The organism is Shewanella sp. HL-SH8, from assembly GCF_051165765.1.
GTDB lineage: Bacteria > Pseudomonadota > Gammaproteobacteria > Enterobacterales > Shewanellaceae > Shewanella > Shewanella glacialimarina.
This window is the reverse complement of the sequence record NZ_CP195039.1, coordinates 1,805,877-1,822,480: the sequence shown is the minus strand read 5'-3', so window position 1 is coordinate 1,822,480 and position 16,604 is coordinate 1,805,877. Positions and strand designations below refer to the sequence as shown.

At 39.9% G+C, this 16,604-nt stretch carries 16 protein-coding genes; 6 read left to right on the top strand and 10 right to left on the bottom strand.

All coding sequences use genetic code 11. From position 1 onward, the window contains the following. Window positions 1-8 precede the first annotated feature (8 nt). Both ACRWQN_RS08140 and ACRWQN_RS08135 read right to left on the bottom strand, forming a co-directional pair. Entirely contained in the window at window positions 9-1,067 is a 1,059-nt protein-coding gene (locus ACRWQN_RS08140; RefSeq protein ID WP_434940418.1) for a CobW family GTP-binding protein, read from the bottom strand. A 36-nt stretch (window positions 1,068-1,103) separates the two neighbouring features. After that, window positions 1,104-2,411 (bottom strand): DEAD/DEAH box helicase, encoded by a 1,308-nt coding sequence (locus ACRWQN_RS08135; RefSeq protein ID WP_434940417.1) that lies wholly within the window; start codon window positions 2,409-2,411, stop codon window positions 1,104-1,106. A 215-nt stretch (window positions 2,412-2,626) separates the two neighbouring features. On the opposite strand from ACRWQN_RS08135, the gene ACRWQN_RS08130 reads away from it, so the two are divergent. The 3 genes from ACRWQN_RS08130 to ACRWQN_RS08120 all read left to right on the top strand — a co-directional run bounded on the left by ACRWQN_RS08130 (window position 2,627) and on the right by ACRWQN_RS08120 (window position 5,366). Next, complete coding sequence (locus ACRWQN_RS08130; protein WP_434940416.1) at window positions 2,627-3,262, top strand: peptidylprolyl isomerase; 636 nt, start codon at window positions 2,627-2,629, stop codon at window positions 3,260-3,262. A 360-nt stretch (window positions 3,263-3,622) separates the two neighbouring features. Next, window positions 3,623-4,771, top strand: a complete 1,149-nt coding sequence (yiaY, locus tag ACRWQN_RS08125; RefSeq protein WP_434940415.1) for an L-threonine dehydrogenase — start codon at window positions 3,623-3,625, stop codon at window positions 4,769-4,771. A gap of 229 nt (window positions 4,772-5,000) precedes the next feature. Beyond that, window positions 5,001-5,366 (top strand): cytoplasmic protein, encoded by a 366-nt coding sequence (locus ACRWQN_RS08120; protein ID WP_434928756.1) that lies wholly within the window; start codon window positions 5,001-5,003, stop codon window positions 5,364-5,366. Window positions 5,367-5,462: 96 nt separating this feature from the next. Here the strand turns inward: ACRWQN_RS08120 and ACRWQN_RS08115 are convergent, their stop codons facing one another. Beyond that, window positions 5,463-6,596 (bottom strand): response regulator, encoded by a 1,134-nt coding sequence (locus ACRWQN_RS08115; RefSeq protein WP_434940414.1) that lies wholly within the window; start codon window positions 6,594-6,596, stop codon window positions 5,463-5,465. Between the two features lie 51 nt (window positions 6,597-6,647). After that, window positions 6,648-7,352 (bottom strand): MlaA family lipoprotein, encoded by a 705-nt coding sequence (locus ACRWQN_RS08110; protein ID WP_404830057.1) that lies wholly within the window; start codon window positions 7,350-7,352, stop codon window positions 6,648-6,650. A 358-nt stretch (window positions 7,353-7,710) separates the two neighbouring features. On the opposite strand from ACRWQN_RS08110, the gene ACRWQN_RS08105 reads away from it, so the two are divergent. The 3 genes from ACRWQN_RS08105 (at window position 7,711) to ACRWQN_RS08095 (ending at window position 11,690) form a co-directional block, all read left to right on the top strand. Next, window positions 7,711-9,888 carry a hypothetical protein gene (locus tag ACRWQN_RS08105; protein WP_434940413.1) on the top strand — a complete coding sequence of 726 codons (2,178 nt, stop codon included), beginning with the start codon at window positions 7,711-7,713 and terminating at the stop codon, window positions 9,886-9,888. Window positions 9,889-9,919: 31 nt separating this feature from the next. Then, window positions 9,920-10,237 (top strand): EscU/YscU/HrcU family type III secretion system export apparatus switch protein, encoded by a 318-nt coding sequence (locus tag ACRWQN_RS08100; RefSeq protein ID WP_226410434.1) that lies wholly within the window; start codon window positions 9,920-9,922, stop codon window positions 10,235-10,237. Window positions 10,238-10,352: 115 nt separating this feature from the next. Next, window positions 10,353-11,690, top strand: a complete 1,338-nt coding sequence (locus ACRWQN_RS08095) for an RsmB/NOP family class I SAM-dependent RNA methyltransferase (RefSeq protein WP_434940412.1) — start codon at window positions 10,353-10,355, stop codon at window positions 11,688-11,690. Window positions 11,691-11,752: 62 nt separating this feature from the next. Here ACRWQN_RS08095 and ACRWQN_RS08090 read toward each other — a convergent pair whose 3' ends face one another. From ACRWQN_RS08090 to ACRWQN_RS08065, 6 genes are all read right to left on the bottom strand, one after another. Next, window positions 11,753-12,151: a DUF2802 domain-containing protein gene (locus tag ACRWQN_RS08090; protein WP_434930135.1), complete on the bottom strand. Its 399-nt coding sequence runs from the start codon at window positions 12,149-12,151 to the stop codon at window positions 11,753-11,755. A 77-nt stretch (window positions 12,152-12,228) separates the two neighbouring features. Then, a complete protein-coding gene (locus ACRWQN_RS08085; protein WP_226410437.1) occupies window positions 12,229-12,723 on the bottom strand; it encodes a chemotaxis protein CheW in 495 nt (164 codons plus the stop codon). Between the two features lie 2 nt (window positions 12,724-12,725). After that, complete coding sequence (locus ACRWQN_RS08080; protein WP_434930136.1) at window positions 12,726-14,039, bottom strand: chemotaxis protein CheW; 1,314 nt, start codon at window positions 14,037-14,039, stop codon at window positions 12,726-12,728. Further along, complete coding sequence (locus ACRWQN_RS08075; RefSeq protein WP_434940411.1) at window positions 14,023-14,817, bottom strand: ParA family protein; 795 nt, start codon at window positions 14,815-14,817, stop codon at window positions 14,023-14,025. Before ACRWQN_RS08075 ends, ACRWQN_RS08080 begins: the two co-directional genes overlap by 17 nt. Before the next feature lie 44 nt (window positions 14,818-14,861). Then, complete coding sequence (locus ACRWQN_RS08070; protein WP_434940410.1) at window positions 14,862-15,368, bottom strand: membrane anchored protein in chemotaxis locus; 507 nt, start codon at window positions 15,366-15,368, stop codon at window positions 14,862-14,864. Further along, complete coding sequence (locus ACRWQN_RS08065; protein WP_434940409.1) at window positions 15,361-16,584, bottom strand: protein-glutamate methylesterase/protein-glutamine glutaminase; 1,224 nt, start codon at window positions 16,582-16,584, stop codon at window positions 15,361-15,363. Before ACRWQN_RS08065 ends, ACRWQN_RS08070 begins: the two co-directional genes overlap by 8 nt. Window positions 16,585-16,604 lie beyond the last annotated feature (20 nt).

The following is a 16,604-nucleotide window of genomic DNA, read 5'->3' as shown; positions in this document are numbered from 1 at the left end:
CAAAATCGTTAACCGCAACAGGCTAATAAACCTAGCTCTAATGCTTGGGCATCTAATGAAGTTGTGGCAATAATCTCTAATCGTGAATCGTTCGCATCATCCAGTTCAGATAAATTCAACTGCGCATCGACCATATTGACCCCAAGAATACCTTCTTCGGTAATCATTACCGCTTTAAGGCGAAGTATTTCAGGTCGTTTAAATGTGTCAATCCAGGCCATTAATAAATCAAAATCAAATATTACGCTTGGGCTAATTAACCAACCCACACTGAAGCACCCTTCACCTTGGTTGATTTTACACACCACTTCACCCTCATTTAAAGCAGGTAAAGCAGTCTCTTCAACTTGATTAAACCATAAAGTTGATTTTGCAGATAAGCCACTGTTTAACAAAGCATGTTGTGGCTTAATCTGTTTAATCGGCTTAATGGTTTTTTTATGGGGCTTATGCAAACTTTTTAGCAAAGTGTCAATAAGTTGAGGTGAGCTAAAATGATCGGCTGCGGTAACAACATTAGGATTAATTTTCAGCTCGTCAAAATAGGCTGTTAACGCTTTAATATCAGATGATTGGTACAGTTCACTTTTACTGGCAACGATGACATCTGCTATTAACAATTGCTGAATATATATTTCATGCTGACGATAACGGTTATCGACAATTTTGCGAGCGTCAACCAAACATAAACAAGCCTGCAGATGAATAACTTGTTGGTAATGTGGCTCACTCAAAGTGTTAATAATTTGCTGCGGGTGACCAATGCCGGTAGGTTCAATTAGCAACCTATCGGGTTTTGCCCGCTGAATAATTTGATTTATTGCCACTTGTATTGGTATGCCAGCGGCGCAACATAAACAGCCACCAGCAACCTCTTTAATCACCACACCATCTGTTGGCGAGCGATTAATTAACCCCGCATCAATACCAATTTCACCGAACTCATTGACCAGTACAGCCCAAACCTCATTAGCTGGTTTATGCTTAAGTAACTGTTTAATTAGGCTGGTTTTACCTACGCCTAGAAAGCCGGTAATCACATTGGTATTGACGGGTTTTATGATCATATTTTGCTTATACTTCAGTTGTTTTTATTAACTCAGTTATTTCTTCTTACTGTATTTTCCATAGCGTTGTGGCTTAGCTGAGTCTTTATCAAATTGGCCTGAACGGTTATTACGATTTGGACGAGCATGCTTTTTAACTTGCTTTGTTTTGGTCGGATCTGACGCTAATTCACGATACCGAGCAGGAAGCGGCGCACCTTGCTCGTAGCCAGCAATGCTTGTTAATAGTAAAGGTTGTTGAATAACCGCCTCAATAGCCTCAAGGCATTCCTGCTCTTGCGGGCTCACTAGCGAAATGGCCTCGCCAGCTAAACCGGCACGACCAGTACGGCCTATTCGGTGAACATAATCTTCAGGCTCTTCAGGTAGTTCAAAGTTAATCACCCGCGGTAAGGCTTGTATGTCTAACCCTCGGGCGGCTAAATCGGTTGCCACTAATACACGTAACTTGCCAGACTTAAACTCTTCAAGGGCTTTATTACGTGCGCCTTGGGATTTGTCACCATGAAACACAGCACTTTTAATGCCGTCTAATGACAATTCTTTTTGAAGATGATCAGCGGTTTCTTTACGGCTGGTAAACACCATCACTTGCTGCCAATTATGCTTGCCGATAAGTTCCGATAATAATTCAGCCTTTCGGCGTTGATCGACTTGATAGGCCAGCTGAGTGACTGTGGCTGCAGTAGTTGTGGTTGCCACATTAATATGCTCAGGTGAAATAAGCATATCATCGGCTAACAATTTAATTTCATCAGAAAAAGTCGCTGAAAACATCATCGTCTGGTGATCGCGATTAATAAGCCGCTTCACTTTTTCAATGTCTTTAACAAAACCTAAGTCAAGCATACGGTCAGCTTCATCAATGACTAAATATTTTACCGATGCAAGCGATAAGTCATGCTGACCGACAATATCAAAAAGACGGCCTGGGGTAGCCACTAAAATATTTACCCCTTGGCTTATTGCTGTGAGCTGCGGGCGAATACTGGCACCACCATAAACAGCGACACTTTTAATTGGCAAAAACTGACTAAATTGTACAATATTCTGTTCAATTTGAATCGCGAGTTCACGCGTTGGCGTCATGATTAATACCGTAAGCGGATTAGCATCTAAGCCATCTTCATTGTCAAAGCTATCATCTGCTGAGGTGATCATTTCAATTAACGGTAATGCAAATGCCGCTGTCTTACCTGTACCTGTTTCAGCATTCGCCAGAATATCTTTACCTGCCTGGATTTTGGGGATCACCGCCAGTTGAATTGGCGTTGGGGTCACATAACCAATAGCGGTCAGTGCTCGTTGAATTTCAGGCTTTAATCCTAGCGATAAAAATGACATAACAGGCTCTATAGAGTAAAAGAATTAGCAATCGCGCATTATATACTGGATTGATCCGAAAACTTATAAAAAAACGGCAATAGCACTAAGGTTTGCCGATCATAATTCAAACACACCGAGTAACATTTTGTATCAACCAGACAATTTTTGGTTGAATCAATGGCCTAAAACAGCAACTATGTCGCAAAACTTATAACAACTTTATAAAGGAATATATGAAAGCTTATTTATTAGCAGCAGCTTTAATCAGTTTAACTGCCTGTGGTGGTTCAGACTCATCACCACAAACGCCAACGCCCCCACCCACTCCGACGCCAGCTCCTTCGCCTGAGTTAGCGATTAATGTGTGTTATTTGGTAGATACCACCATGGGCGAATTCACCTTAGGAATTGATAACACTAACATGCCTATTACTGCTGCTAACTTTAGTCGTTATGTTGACGAAAAATTTTATGATGGCACTCTATTTCATCGTATTGCCAATAACTTTGTAAACCAAGGTGGTGGTTTTACCCCCGGCATGAATGTAAAGTCGACTTATGACCCAATAAAAAATGAATCAAGTGTTGGCCTTAAAAATGATCGCGGCACTATAGCGATGGCACGCACCCAAGTATTAGATTCAGCTACCAGTCAGTTCTTTATTAACATTCATGATAACGATAACTTAAACTACCCTAGCCAGGGCGGTTATGCGGTATTTGGTATGGTAGTTGCTGGCATGGAAGTGGTTGATATTATGAATGCGGTTAATACTCAATCAGTACAAAAAGATGGTGTCACCTTTACCAATGTCCCTGTAGAGGAAATTATCGTTAATTCAATCAGTGAAACAAACTGTCCAGGGTAATACTCAATTCACCTGGCTACTTACTTACTTTCGGTTAATCGTAAAAGTAGCCTCTCCCCTTGGTAATATCGCTATTCAAACTTCAATGAATAGCGATATATTTTGCCTTTTAATCAGTAAACACGGTTAATAAAATAACGAATGTAAATAACAGCCAAGAACACTAAAAAAGGTGTAAGCGCACCTTTTTTAGCATTTCATGATAGAAGTCATATCACATTTTATTCAATACTTTCGTCCTAGTAACAAAACTACTCCTTTTTAAGTATGATTCCGTGAAATATTTGATATCTCTCACAAATATTATCCACTGAGGTTGGTATGTTAACTACAGATAAAATAATCCGTAGAGGTAACACCATGGCGACAAAATTCTTTATTCCTAGTGTCAATATCCTAGGTAAAAACGGCGTTGAAGAAGCAGTAAAAGACATTAAAAGTTTCGGCTTTAAACACGCACTTATCGTTACAGATAAACCATTGGTAGCTATTGGTTTAGTCGCCAAGGTAGCCGATAAATTGCAAACCGAAAAGATTCAAGTGTCAGTTTTTGATGGCGTTCAGCCTAACCCCACTACAGGCAACGTAGAAGCTGGATTGGCTTTGTTAACTAAAAACCAATGTGACTTTATTATCTCGCTTGGTGGTGGTTCACCACATGATTGCGCCAAGGGAATAGCATTAGTTGCCACCAATGGCGGCAGCATTAAAGATTATGAAGGCGTTGATATGTCATCTAAGCCTCAATTTCCTTTAGTCGCTATTAACACTACAGCAGGCACAGCAAGTGAAATGACACGTTTTTGTATTATCACCGATGAAGCACGTCATATCAAAATGGCTATTGTTGACAAAAATACCACTCCTATTTTATCGGTAAATGACCCCGAATTAATGCTCGAAAAACCTGCGGCATTAACCGCAGCAACAGGTATGGATGCATTAACACATGCTATTGAAGCCTATGTCTCTATTGCCGCTAATCCGATTACTGATGCGTGTGCAATTAAAGCAATCGAATTAATTCGAGCAAATTTAATTAATGCAGTAAAAGAGGGTCACAATATTGATGCCCGTGAGCAAATGGCTTACGCCCAGTTTTTAGCCGGTATGGCATTCAACAATGCAAGCTTAGGGTATGTACATGCTATGGCGCACCAATTAGGGGGGTTCTATGACTTACCTCACGGAGTTTGTAATGCCATTTTATTACCCTATGTGCAAATTTATAACGCCAAAGTGGTACCGCAACGCTTAGCCGGCGTGGCCAAAGCGATGGGAGAAGAGATCAGTGGTTTATCAGCTGAAGCAGCCGCCATGCTAGCCATTAGTGCAATTAAGCGCTTATCTGAAGCTGTCAACATTCCAGCGACACTTAGCGAGCTTGGCGTAAAAGCTGAAGATATTCCAACACTAGCAGAAAATGCATTAAAAGATGCCTGTGGTTTTACTAACCCACAACAGGCAAGCTTTGAAGAAATATGTCAAATTTATCAAGCTGCGTTGTAAAAGTTAACCGGTAAAACGATTAGTACCGTTTTCCAAAAATATCATTTCAATAAATAAAAAGCTCGCATATTTTGCGAGCTTTTTATTAGAAAAATTTTGTTTATCAACAGATGGTTAGTCAGTACATTAGTAAAAGCGAACCTAGATCTCAGTTCTGATAATAACGATTGACCACCATAGAATTTACGGTCTATGATAAATTATCTTATAAAGAAAAGGTGCACCTAAAATGACAGCGATAACTCATGTCCACAATTACACCGTTCGTTGCCCTCACTACCAACAAAATGACAAGCAAGCCTCTTGGCAGAATCATATCGAAGTTAACCATTCTTGCGAAATAGCCTTAGACAGAATCACTAAATGGCATAACAATGCTGGCAGTAAATTATTTGAAATAGACGGCATTACTATTCGTAAAGCTGATAAGGAAGAAGCTTACTTTGCGATGCAAAGTAGTCGCTTAAAAAATGATGGTCACGGTTTGGTAACCTTTAAAGTTTATTTAGATAATTGTTGCCAAGATGCTTCGGTAAACGACATTATGACTCATCTGATTAATGACTATATGCAACGCTGTGAAAAAATAAGCTAGTCAAATAACAGCCCACAATACAGTCAACAATAAAGGTTTAGTATCACTACTAAACCTTTTTTATTACTTCAAAACCACAATAAATTTAGGTAATAACTATCCGCAGTTTAGCTGCATAAAGCCGCCTGCATGAGTGCTTTTATCAAAGGTTAAGCCTTTAAAATGATTATTAAGCAACGCTTGCTGATGTTCTTGAAAATGCGTACTAATACACAAATACTCACCAGTCGAAAGGTGACGGTGTTGCACGCTGGGGTTATCCCATAAAACAGAGCCTATTGGCTGACAATCTGGCAATGCTAAAGGCAATAAACCGGTGCTATTTCGCAAATAACATCTTAATCCTGCTCCTGCTCGCGCAATAACAGCATCATAACGCTTCAAGTCGATACTGATATAAACCATATTAGTAAAAATATGTAGCCCGGAACTCATTATCCGTGTGTTGAGGTAATTAAGCATCTCAACGGGGTTAAGTAGCTCGTTACTTGTTCCAGTTCTAAAGCTTTTCAGTTTTTGATTAATAAAACTACGCAATAATACACATCCAAATGCAGCACTGTTATCTTCAGGTTGAAAATGAGCCATATACATCACAAGGTGATCATCACCCACCATAGTCGAATCAATGAAATAAGCACTGACATCGCTGTTTTTAAATAAACTGTAATCTATCGCAGCTTGTGGATATTGAATATGAGAAGCGGGGAAAAGTTGTTGCTGCACATTTTTAGCGGCATGTGAGCTTTGCTCAAGTAACAATAAATTTTCATTTAATTCAAGATACGATAGCTCAGCTAATTGATGCTCAAATACATCTGTGGGATCATATGTATTCTTTGCGGTTTGATTAACGGAGTGGTTTAATGCCTGTTGGATAGCCGCTTCAATAATAAATAAATCCGCCAAGGGTTTAACAAGATAATCGCACGCCCCTATCCGTAATGCTTCGACAACATCTGGCATTTCATCGTTACCAGAAATCACAATTACAGGCACATTTGGATTAATCACCATCATCTGCCTTATCATGGGTAAACCACCCAACTTAGGCATATTTAAATCAGCGATGACAATATCAAATGTTAACTCACTGAACAGCACTAAACCTTGATGCCCATTAGCAGCATATTTAACAACAGCCCCTTTGCTTTGCAAAAAGTCTGTCATTAACTGACTAAAAATAGGATCATCTTCAACAATTAAAACCGATATATCTGTCAGTGCCATGCTACAACTCCACAGATGAAAACCTGCCAGAGTCGTTATCTCTCTGGCTACTTACTCTAACTCATCCATATATTCATCTAACAGTTCATCATCCTGTTGATCTTGAGGCACATTACCATCATAAACTTTATAATCCATGTGCTGAAAATATGCTTCTTTTACAAATGTATAAGGGTCAAGAGCATTGTCTAGCAGTCTTTCTTGATCGATAGCGGATGCACGTGTGTGCAACCCTTTAAATGCCCACTTTAAAGCTGATTGCCATAAAGTAAACTCTGATAAAGGGAAGTATAGACCATCAACCCAGTCTGTCGCGAGTTCACGTGTCACATAAGGGCCTAAAAAGGGCGCCATAAAATACGGACCATTGGGTACACCGTAATATCCGAGCACTTCATTGAAGTCATCATCTTTACGCGCCATGCCCATCATTTCTGCAACATCAACAATGCCCAAAAGTCCTAAGGTGCTATTAATAGTGAATCGCCCACCAGCATTGGCTGACCAACCCCATTTACCTTGCAAGGCGTTGTTGACCATTGAGCTAGGCTCTTCAAAATTACGAACAAAATTATCTAAACCTGACTTTACCGGGTGAGGAACATAATCATTGTAACCATGTGCTACTGGGCGAAATAAATACTTATCGAAGTATAAGTAATTTAAATCCCACATCACGCGGTTAAATCCTTCAAATGGATCTCGGGGATCATTATGGATTACGGTAACTGAAGATACATTGTCGCCGACTTGCATTAAATCGGTATCAGGCTCACTAGCGGCAGCATTACTGACATTCAATAACAGGAAAGGAAGTAATATTCCCTTAGACTTATTCATAATACTCTCTTAAAAACACAGCGGATAAAGCTATAAACAAACTGCTATTTTGTCGTTTTTATTAAAGCAATGATTGTTCAAGTCGATAAATGCTGAGATAGTCAATCCCAGCGAACTACACAGGCTAACGAGTCATTAAAAATTGACTATGTACTCTAAAAAGCCATTAGGCCGCTAAGGATACTTCAGCAGACATTAATCGCAAACTCAAAATTGTAAAAATAAATGAAAATTGCATCTTTAGTTTTATAACAGAAACACCTAAGGCCATAACATGAAGGCGCCACACACAAGATTACAGCCAGCAGTAAGTTCTAGCTCTGATGGTAAAACTGAGCAAATAAATAAAGTCACTGGCTCTGCTAATCAGCATGCACAGGCGCCTGTAAATAAGTCTCAATCTTTGTTAGATGTCCCCTTACGTGCAAGTGTCAATAACTCTGCATATGTTGTTGCAACTACATCAGCCTCAGCAACGACCAATACAGTGCCAACTCAATCGGCTTCGACACAAGGTGTAAGCACTCAACAGACGAGTTCAAGCGGAACCAACAGCCCTATACTTGTCAGTGCAGACAAATCATTTATCTCGACCAATAATATCCAACCGGTGGTGATATCAACAACACAAAATAATAGTACGCCATCTCAAAATATAAACATCACCATTGCAAATCAGCAGTATCAATTTAACTTGACCGCAGAACTGCAAAAAATATTTCAAAACAGTGCTCAAATTGTTATTACTGCTGATGCGGCTAAAGAGGTCAACCAGCAACGAGTAGCGGTCATTAATACATTAATGCAAACAGCCTCGCTAGATGGTGCACCTAAGTTGGCATCTTCATCTACATCTATGCTTGGACCAAATCACCAAGTTCAAACTCAGTTGATATTATTAGCACAAGCCATTCAAATAAAATTACCGACAACTCTGATTGCACTGGCGGTTAAAAATGGCGTATCAACTGAACAACTGTCACAATTAGCATCTCGGCCCCAAGGTTATCCATTACCCAATGCGATAATTAATCAACAACAACTCAGCTTTGTTGATGGGCCAACAATAAAATTAGATCATGCTCATTTGGCAAAGGGGCAATACCTAGTCAATATTATGAACGTTAATCAGCGATTGGTGCTGGCTCTTACCCCTGTGCAAGCCGAAGTAAAGGTGAGTTTAACGCCAATAACTCAAACGCAAGATAGCACAATAACAACCAAGCAAGACTCTATTGTGTTAAGTAAACCCGAACCTTCACAGCTGCTCAATCTACTATTTAAAAAGCTCGAAACCTCATTGTTAACAGAAACGACACTCAGAAATAATCAGCCAACTAACGGACAAGCATCTCCATCTGAAACGGCCATTAAACAAGCTCTATCGCCCGATAGTTTAAGTATACAGAGCAAATCAGCGGCTGTTACAGAGACTATTCCTAGTTCAAAAATAGACATATTATCTGCGCAAAAAATGGCTAAAGACATTGCTGGAGCTTTCAGTCAAAACGCTTTAAACCAGAACACTTTAAACTCAGGTTCAACTAAAACTCAATCACCATTAGAGATAAATAATCCAGCTTCTTCAAATACAGAAAAACCGACTTTAGGTCCCATTGAAGTGTTGCAAAAAGCACTGTCTAAAGCAGGTGCCATGCCAGTAATGACTAAAACCGCCAACCAATCACCTCAAAATTTAGCATTAGAGTTACTAAAGTTACTGCCACAATTAGCGCCTCAACCTATGACAACATTGACAGAACCAAATCAATTACTGGGTGAATTACACAGTATAACCGGATTAAATTTAGCGCAAACAGCACCTCCTTCTTCACAGTCTCAACTTTTTTCAGGTGGTGCTGTGTCAACATTATTTCAGTTATTGCTGGGCGTTAAAGCCCAAAATAGTGGCAAGCAAATCAGCGAAAAGCTACAAAACCACTTGCAGTTACTACAACGTTTAACCTCAGGAAAATCTTCAGCAAGTAGTGGGTTATTGGGCTTACTTGAAAAAGCAGGAACCTTAGATAGCATGAGTCAGCTAGCCAATAGTTTTCAACTTTATCAGCAAGCCAGCAGCAGTGATCAAACCATAAATTGGTATTTTGCTTTACCCTATTCCCTCAATCAACGAAACGAACAATTTGAAGGGCACTTTCAAAAGGAACCTGATAAAGACACTGAAGATAAGGCGGGTTGGCGTTTACAGTTAAAATTTAATTTATCTCAAGGTGCTATTTTAATTATCGCGCACAAAAAAGCTGATGTTCTCAATTTACAATTTAAGGGTAATAACCAACAGCTATTAGATAAAATCTCCAATTTTGATAGCGCATTATCACAAAAGATGTGTCAAATTGGATTTACACTCGGCGAGTTTTCAACTCAAATAGCCAATATTCCAGCAACCCTGTTACCGGGTGATCATTTTTTGGTAAAAACACGCGCTTAATCGATTGGAGTTTGGAGTTTGGAGATAAAACATGCAAGAAAATGATCATAAAAACAAAGTAAAGCATGCTGTGGCCTTAAGTTTTGATGGTAAAAATGCTCCTAAAATAACTGCGTCAGGGAAAGATTTAGTTGCTGAGGAAATTATCTCACTGGCGAAAGAAGCAGGTGTTCATATTCATCAAGACCCTCATTTAAGCGAGTTTCTACAACTACTTGAAATAGGTGAAGAGGTTCCTAAAGAGCTTTATCTTTTAATTGCAGAGCTTATTGCCTTTGTCTATATGTTAGAGGGGAAATTCCCAGAGCAATGGAATAATTTGCATCAGCGTATCCTTACTGAAGTTTAATGACTGCCAGGCACAGAGAGCAGGGATTTTGAAACTTTGTTCGCATGGTCAAATAGCTAAGTGACGTGGTAAACTTTATATTCATTCCCTATTCCAGCAATTGACACAAAAACTCATGACTGACTCTCCATTTACTATCAGCAAAGTGGCCACTTCTAGTGCTGAAAAACGCGCTATAAGTTATGCCAGTACTATTTTCAATTTATTTGACTCTGTACTGACAATTAAGCAACCAGCAGATCGCATCATAGCCAACTATTTTAGAGAACATAAAAAGCATGGTTCAAAAGATCGGCGTGTGATCAGAGAGAGTTTGTTTAGTTTATTTCGTTGGTGGGGCTGGATCCAACAACTTGGCGAATACCAACAACAAGAAACTTTTTTTAGCATGTTAGCGAGTGCGGCACAATTAGAAAACCACTCATGGATTGATATTCGTGACGCTTGGTTAACATTTGGCAAGCATAGTCATTTAGCCTACCCACTACCATCATCAGCATCAGATAATGTTATCGATAAACTTAGCCTATTTAAGCAATTCTCCCAACTAAATGACTGTACACTTGAACAGCTTTTACCCGCTTGGTTTTGGCAGCACTGTATTATAAACTCTGAGATAGAAAAGCAGGCTTTAATCCAAGCCATGAGTTCACGCCCGCCTATCTGGGCAAGAGCACAACAGGCTTCGACTCAAAATGTATTAAACCGGTTGTCCCTGGACAATATTCAAGCTGTAGGTTCTGAGTATTTTAGTGACACAATCAATTTAGGCCATAACAGCGTTAATTTAAATCAAGTAGCCGCATACACCGAAGGCTTGCTTGAGATCCAAGACATTGCTTCACAGGTGATTGGTCAAACTTGCGATCCTAAGCCGGACAGTCAATGGTGGGACGCTTGCTCCGGTGCTGGCGGCAAGAGCCTTCAATTATTATCATTAATGCAACAGGCTGGTATTGAGGGGCATGTAACAGCTTCTGACATCAGATTAAATCCGCTTAATGAGCTACTAAAACGTGCTAAAAGAGCCAACTTTAAGCAAATAAGTATTTCCCCATGGAAAACCGAGCAGCTGCCGGTTAAGTCAGACTTTTTTGATGGTGTGTTAGTCGATGCACCTTGCAGCTGTACAGGGACTTGGCGTAGAAACCCAGACATGCGCTGGATAGATGATGTTAGTAGTATAGAAATGAAGCCTCAGCTGCAATTTGATATTCTTAAGCGCAGTGCTGATGCTGTAAAAGTAGGCGGGGAATTAGTCTACGCAACCTGCTCGCTTGCACAGGCAGAAAATCAACAGGTGGTGAAAGCATTCTTACAAAATAATGTTAACTTTGAACTGGTAATATTGACTCATCCTTTTGATGGCACACAAAGTAATATGATAACGGTTTGGCCACAACAGGCCGATAGTGATGGTATGTTTGTCGCAAAAATGCGTCGAATAAAATAGTCGTTCTTGCTATTAAAACGAAAACACCATTACAGTTGTAATGGTGTTTTTTATTAAAAAAACTATTTTTTATGCAACCGCAGCAGTAATTCAACCTCAGCTTTAGGCAATTCACATTCCTGCATAAGCTCTTCTATCCCAGCGCCAAGTGCAATCATCTTCACTGCGCGCGAGTAAAGTTTAGCCTGCGGATCTTGTTGGCTTGCTTCATCAATAAGATCTGACTGTTTAGTCAATTTCTTCTCAATTTCAGCCACTTTACGCCCCATGCCTATCGTACCACTGCGAAGCTCATTGAGTTCACGCTTGACAGCTTCTCTTTGACGATCGCTTTCTTTTACTAATAAAGTTAATGCTTCCACTTTGCTTTTTAACTTACTTGATTGTTGTTGCAAATAAAGCACTACACCTAAACAGGCAATGACATAGACCAAGGCTGCGATTAAAAATTCATCACCCATGTTTTACTCTCAAAAAACGCTTAAAACAAAAAGCCAGCATACTGAATGAGCTGGCCCTTTGTCACTGAAAAGTTTATTTAAATATCTGTTAACTCTTCCCACTCTTCGTCAGATAACAATTTATCGAGGTCTACTAAAATCAATAGTTCATTGTCGCGATTACTCACACCCTGGATAAACTTAGCACTTTCTTCGGTGCCCACGTTAGGTGCATTATCGATCTCAGAGCGGCGTAGATAAACAACCTCAGCAACACTGTCGACTAAAATACCAATAACTTGTTTTTCCGCTTCGATAATAACAATGCGTGTAGAATCATCTACATCAGCAGGCTGCAAACCAAAACGTGAACGGGTATCAATAACCGTCACTACATTGCCTCGCAGGTTAATAATTCCCAATACGTAATGCGGTGCACCTGGTACTGGAGCAATTTCAGTGTATCGTAATACTTCCTGAACTTGCATTACATTAATGCCATAGGTTTCATTATCTAATTTAAATGTAACCCACTGTAATACTGCATCGTCTGAACCTGCAGCTACAGCTGCTACACTTCTAGAATCACTCATAGTTAACCTCGGTCAATCGAATCCTGACAACCTAAACCTGCATCAAGCATGTCAATCAAAGCTTGTACATGCAATATGCCACACATTTGTTGTTTTACAACTCCGGCAAGCCACGGACGCTTACCCGGTTTCTCACGCCAATTGACGTGTGATTTATTAATCTTGACGGCATTGACTAGCGATTCACAAGCCAGTCCCCATCGACTATCGTCCAGCATCACCAGATACTGATAATCTATCGACTCAGCCATTTCAGGAGAATATTTCTCTGGCATCACCCAGGCACAAGTATCCACCACATTAATTTTTTGTTCTCGATAGGGCTGAACCCCTAAAAACCATTTAGGACGGCCTATTAAATGGTTTATTCGTTCCACTTTTACAATACCACCTAAATTAACTAGGGGTACTGCTAATGTTAAGCCAGCAACATTAAAAAACAGTACTTGAAACTCATCATCAAGCACTTGCTGTAAATCGTGAGTGATACTCGGTGGTATTGCACCTAATTGTGTCTCAGGTACTACATCAAGTTTCTCTTCACTATTTATAATAGCTTCATTTACAGAACTTGGAGTTGTTTCTGTTAAATTTATATCGACTAAAGGCTTGATTTCTTTATTGGCATTTAGTGTTTTTTGTAATGAAAGTGGATCAACTGCAGTTTTTTTAATCGATTCCTCTATTGGCAGTCCTAAATTTTGTCTTACCTTATCTGCACTGGCCTTAATTTCCTGAGCTGTTATTGTCATTTTAGAAGAATCTGGCATAGCTTCAGTTTTGACGTCAGGTTTTACTTCAGGCTTTGAGACTGCCGACAATAACTTTTCAAGTGCTTGCTTATTAATATTCTCACTTGGTTCTGCAAAACTTCTTTCTAGAATCGAATTTAATGGCTGCTGATATTTAACTGCAGCATTTGGTTTATTTAACGCCTCAAAGGAAGTTTTAGAGTATTTATCATCGATTTGATCAACACCTATCGCATCCGCCGTATCCACTCTTTTTGAAATAAACCTCGTCTCAGATAGTTTTTCTGGTTCAGAAAGGCCTTTTGCAAAATGAGAGTCTGGTAAGGTTTTTATCTCTGCTGTGGACTTTTTAGTGATTAAATTTGAAACTAACTTGTCAGAACTTGTTCGACTTATTTTACCTTTTGATATCAGCCCTGTAGAGTCAGAATTCTCAGATGCAACAAATCCCTGCTTTGCATCATTCGATTGCGCAGTTTGTGTATCCTCAGTAGTGTCCGAAGTCGGCTCAGTGAGGAGCATTGTAAAATAATCAAAAACAGTTTCATCAACCGATTTTGACATGTGCTAACTCCCGCGAATCAAGGTAATTTAACAGAAAATTGTAGGCTTTTACTCCACGGCTAGATGGAGAATAATGCGATGCAGGTAAGTGCGCTAAACTGGCATCCCTAAACTTAGTATCTACGGGGATCACATTATCTGGCCATAGGTTTTTATTATATTTCTCTTGCATGTACGACAATGCTATCGGAGAAGCTTTTGTGCGTTTGTCATACATTGTCGGCACGACAGTATAGCTATACCGAGTCTTTTTAGAACGCCCCATTAGCTCCATCGTTTTAATCATTCTGTCTAAACCTTTAATCGCCAAAAATTCAGTTTGAACAGGAATAACAATATGTTGGCTCGCCGCTAATGCATTAACCATCAATACACCTAAAACGGGTGGACAATCAATAATGGCAATATCATATTTATCTTCTAGTAACACGAGTAGATTACGTAACACCAGGCCCATACCTTCTTGATGCCCTAATGCTCGGTCTAATGTTGCTAATGCCATTGTTGCTGGCAGTAAATCAAGCCCCTCAAGTTGAGTTGGCATAATATATTGTTGGATAAATTCTGCGGTAAGCGACTTATGATTTACAAATACATCATAAAGCGAGCCTGGAACCTCTTCAGAATCAATGCCTAAGTAATAACCTAGTGAAGCATGAGGATCTGTATCTATCATTAAAACACGCTGCCCACGCTTAACTATAGCGCCAGCCAAACTTGCCACAGTTGTGGTTTTACCTACCCCACCCTTTTGATTTGCTACGGTCCAGACTTTCAAGTATTCATTCCTCGGCCTGTTATTATGAGTGAGATTCTATCATGCTAGCGTTTTGATTCAGTTTCTTTAGGTAATTCACGTGTAGTTACTCTTATACCACCATGAGGTAAGCGAATAACTTTTACACCATCAGCATTTTCAGACACTAACACATCTGTCGGTAGATTATCGTGAACCATTTGAGTAGCTGAAGGCTCAGTTTTAGAGAACTCTGTTGCTATTTGTGGCCCTAATAACACACTTTGCTGGGGTAAGTTTTCACCGACATTCCCATAAGTGCTGCTCTTATCACGACCTGCAAACTCAATAATTGTTTCAGTTTGATCTGGATGTTGCGCTAACCAATTTGCAATATCAGCAGCTTGCTCATCAGGTACCATCAGTAACACTTGTGAAGCTGCCAACCGTTCTACATCTGCCTTTAAAAGATCATTTTTTTTAAGGGCGTCAAAATATAAACTCGATAGCGCGATTACCGCTAACATTAATAAAAAAAGCATTAAATTGATACCGACGCTGCCACGGTAATATTTAAAACCTTGACTAGCCACGGGAAGTCTCTTTTAAAATTGACTCAGCCATGTTGTCCAAGCTAATAGAGTGACTAGCAATGCCTGCTGAGGCAACAGCTTGTGGCATACCATATACAACACAACTTGCTTCATCTTGCGCCCAAATATTGGCACCAGCAGCTTTCAGCATTCTAGCCCCTTCACGTCCATCTGCGCCCATGCCTGTTAATACTACGGCTAAAATGTCTCCCCCATAGGCTTTAGATGCCGATGCGAAGGTAATATCTACGCAGGGTTTATAGTTCATGTCACTGTTTCCAGGGATAACTTTTAACCGACCTGATATACCCGCTTTTTCTACTAACATTTGCATACCACCCGGCGCTAAATATGCACAGCCAGGCTTAAGCACATCGCCACTTGCCGCTTCTTTTACACTAATCTGGCAAAGGCTATCTAAACGAGTAGCAAAAGCAGGTGTAAACGCCGCTGGCATATGTTGAATAAGTAAAATGGGATGCGGGTAATTTGCAGGGAATTGAGTTAACACCTTTTGCAAGGCTACTGGACCGCCTGTAGAAGTACCAATTAGCAATAATTTATATGATTTACCACTGGCACGAATAGAAGAAGGTAAGTTCGGGACTGTTGATGCATTACCTAATGTTGAGCCTAACGTCGTTCGTGTTGAAGTGTCAGCTGAAGAAGACGATAAGCTCCTACGAGAGGTTAACGAACTTGCCGCATTGGCACTATTTAAATTTGTGTTGGATGAACTTAAGCTGCCAGTAAGTGAACTAGAAGACCTATAAGCTGTAGGAGCAGATGGTGATATACGGCTAACAGGTCTAAACACCCTTCTACGCCCTAACGCTTTTATACGTTGTTGTAGCAGAAGTATCGCATCATCTTTATTTGTAGCAATATCTTCAAAACGTTTAGGTAAAAAATCAAGTGCCCCAGCTTCAAGTGCATCTAAAGTCGATTTAGCACCATCATGAGTTAATGATGAAAACATAAGAATAGGAACAGGGGTACTTGCCATAATCGCGCGAACAGCACTTATACCGTCCATCACTGGCATTTCAATATCCATAGTGATGACATTCGGACTAAGTTCTGCCGCCATTTTAACAGCTTCTTCGCCATTGACAGCCACGCCCACAACTTCGAGTTCAGGATCTTGATTAACAATCTCACTGACTCGACGTCGAAAAAAGCTTGAGTCGTCAACAACTAATACTTTTATAGCCATTTCATTCCTTAAATAATGGA

Bases quoted from the DNA above. Each gene is read 5' to 3' on its own strand.
- ACRWQN_RS08085 (WP_226410437.1), bottom strand. From the start codon at position 12,723: ATGAGTGATTCTAGAAGTGTAGCAGCTGTAGCTGCAGGTTCAGACGAT.
- ACRWQN_RS08105 (WP_434940413.1), top strand. From the start codon at position 7,711: ATGAAGGCGCCACACACAAGATTACAGCCAGCAGTAAGTTCTAGCTCT.
- ACRWQN_RS08110 (WP_404830057.1), bottom strand. From the start codon at position 7,352: ATGCAAGTCGGCGACAATGTATCTTCAGTTACCGTAATCCATAATGAT.
- ACRWQN_RS08080 (WP_434930136.1), bottom strand. From the start codon at position 14,039: ATGTCAAAATCGGTTGATGAAACTGTTTTTGATTATTTTACAATGCTC.
- yiaY (WP_434940415.1), top strand. From the start codon at position 3,623: ATGGCGACAAAATTCTTTATTCCTAGTGTCAATATCCTAGGTAAAAAC.
- ACRWQN_RS08065 (WP_434940409.1), bottom strand. From the start codon at position 16,584: ATGGCTATAAAAGTATTAGTTGTTGACGACTCAAGCTTTTTTCGACGT.
- ACRWQN_RS08130 (WP_434940416.1), top strand. From the start codon at position 2,627: ATGAAAGCTTATTTATTAGCAGCAGCTTTAATCAGTTTAACTGCCTGT.
- ACRWQN_RS08140 (WP_434940418.1), bottom strand. From the start codon at position 1,067: ATGATCATAAAACCCGTCAATACCAATGTGATTACCGGCTTTCTAGGC.
- ACRWQN_RS08090 (WP_434930135.1), bottom strand. From the start codon at position 12,151: ATGGGTGATGAATTTTTAATCGCAGCCTTGGTCTATGTCATTGCCTGT.
- ACRWQN_RS08135 (WP_434940417.1), bottom strand. From the start codon at position 2,411: ATGTCATTTTTATCGCTAGGATTAAAGCCTGAAATTCAACGAGCACTG.
- ACRWQN_RS08095 (WP_434940412.1), top strand. From the start codon at position 10,353: ATGACTGACTCTCCATTTACTATCAGCAAAGTGGCCACTTCTAGTGCT.
- ACRWQN_RS08120 (WP_434928756.1), top strand. From the start codon at position 5,001: ATGACAGCGATAACTCATGTCCACAATTACACCGTTCGTTGCCCTCAC.
- ACRWQN_RS08115 (WP_434940414.1), bottom strand. From the start codon at position 6,596: ATGGCACTGACAGATATATCGGTTTTAATTGTTGAAGATGATCCTATT.
- ACRWQN_RS08100 (WP_226410434.1), top strand. From the start codon at position 9,920: ATGCAAGAAAATGATCATAAAAACAAAGTAAAGCATGCTGTGGCCTTA.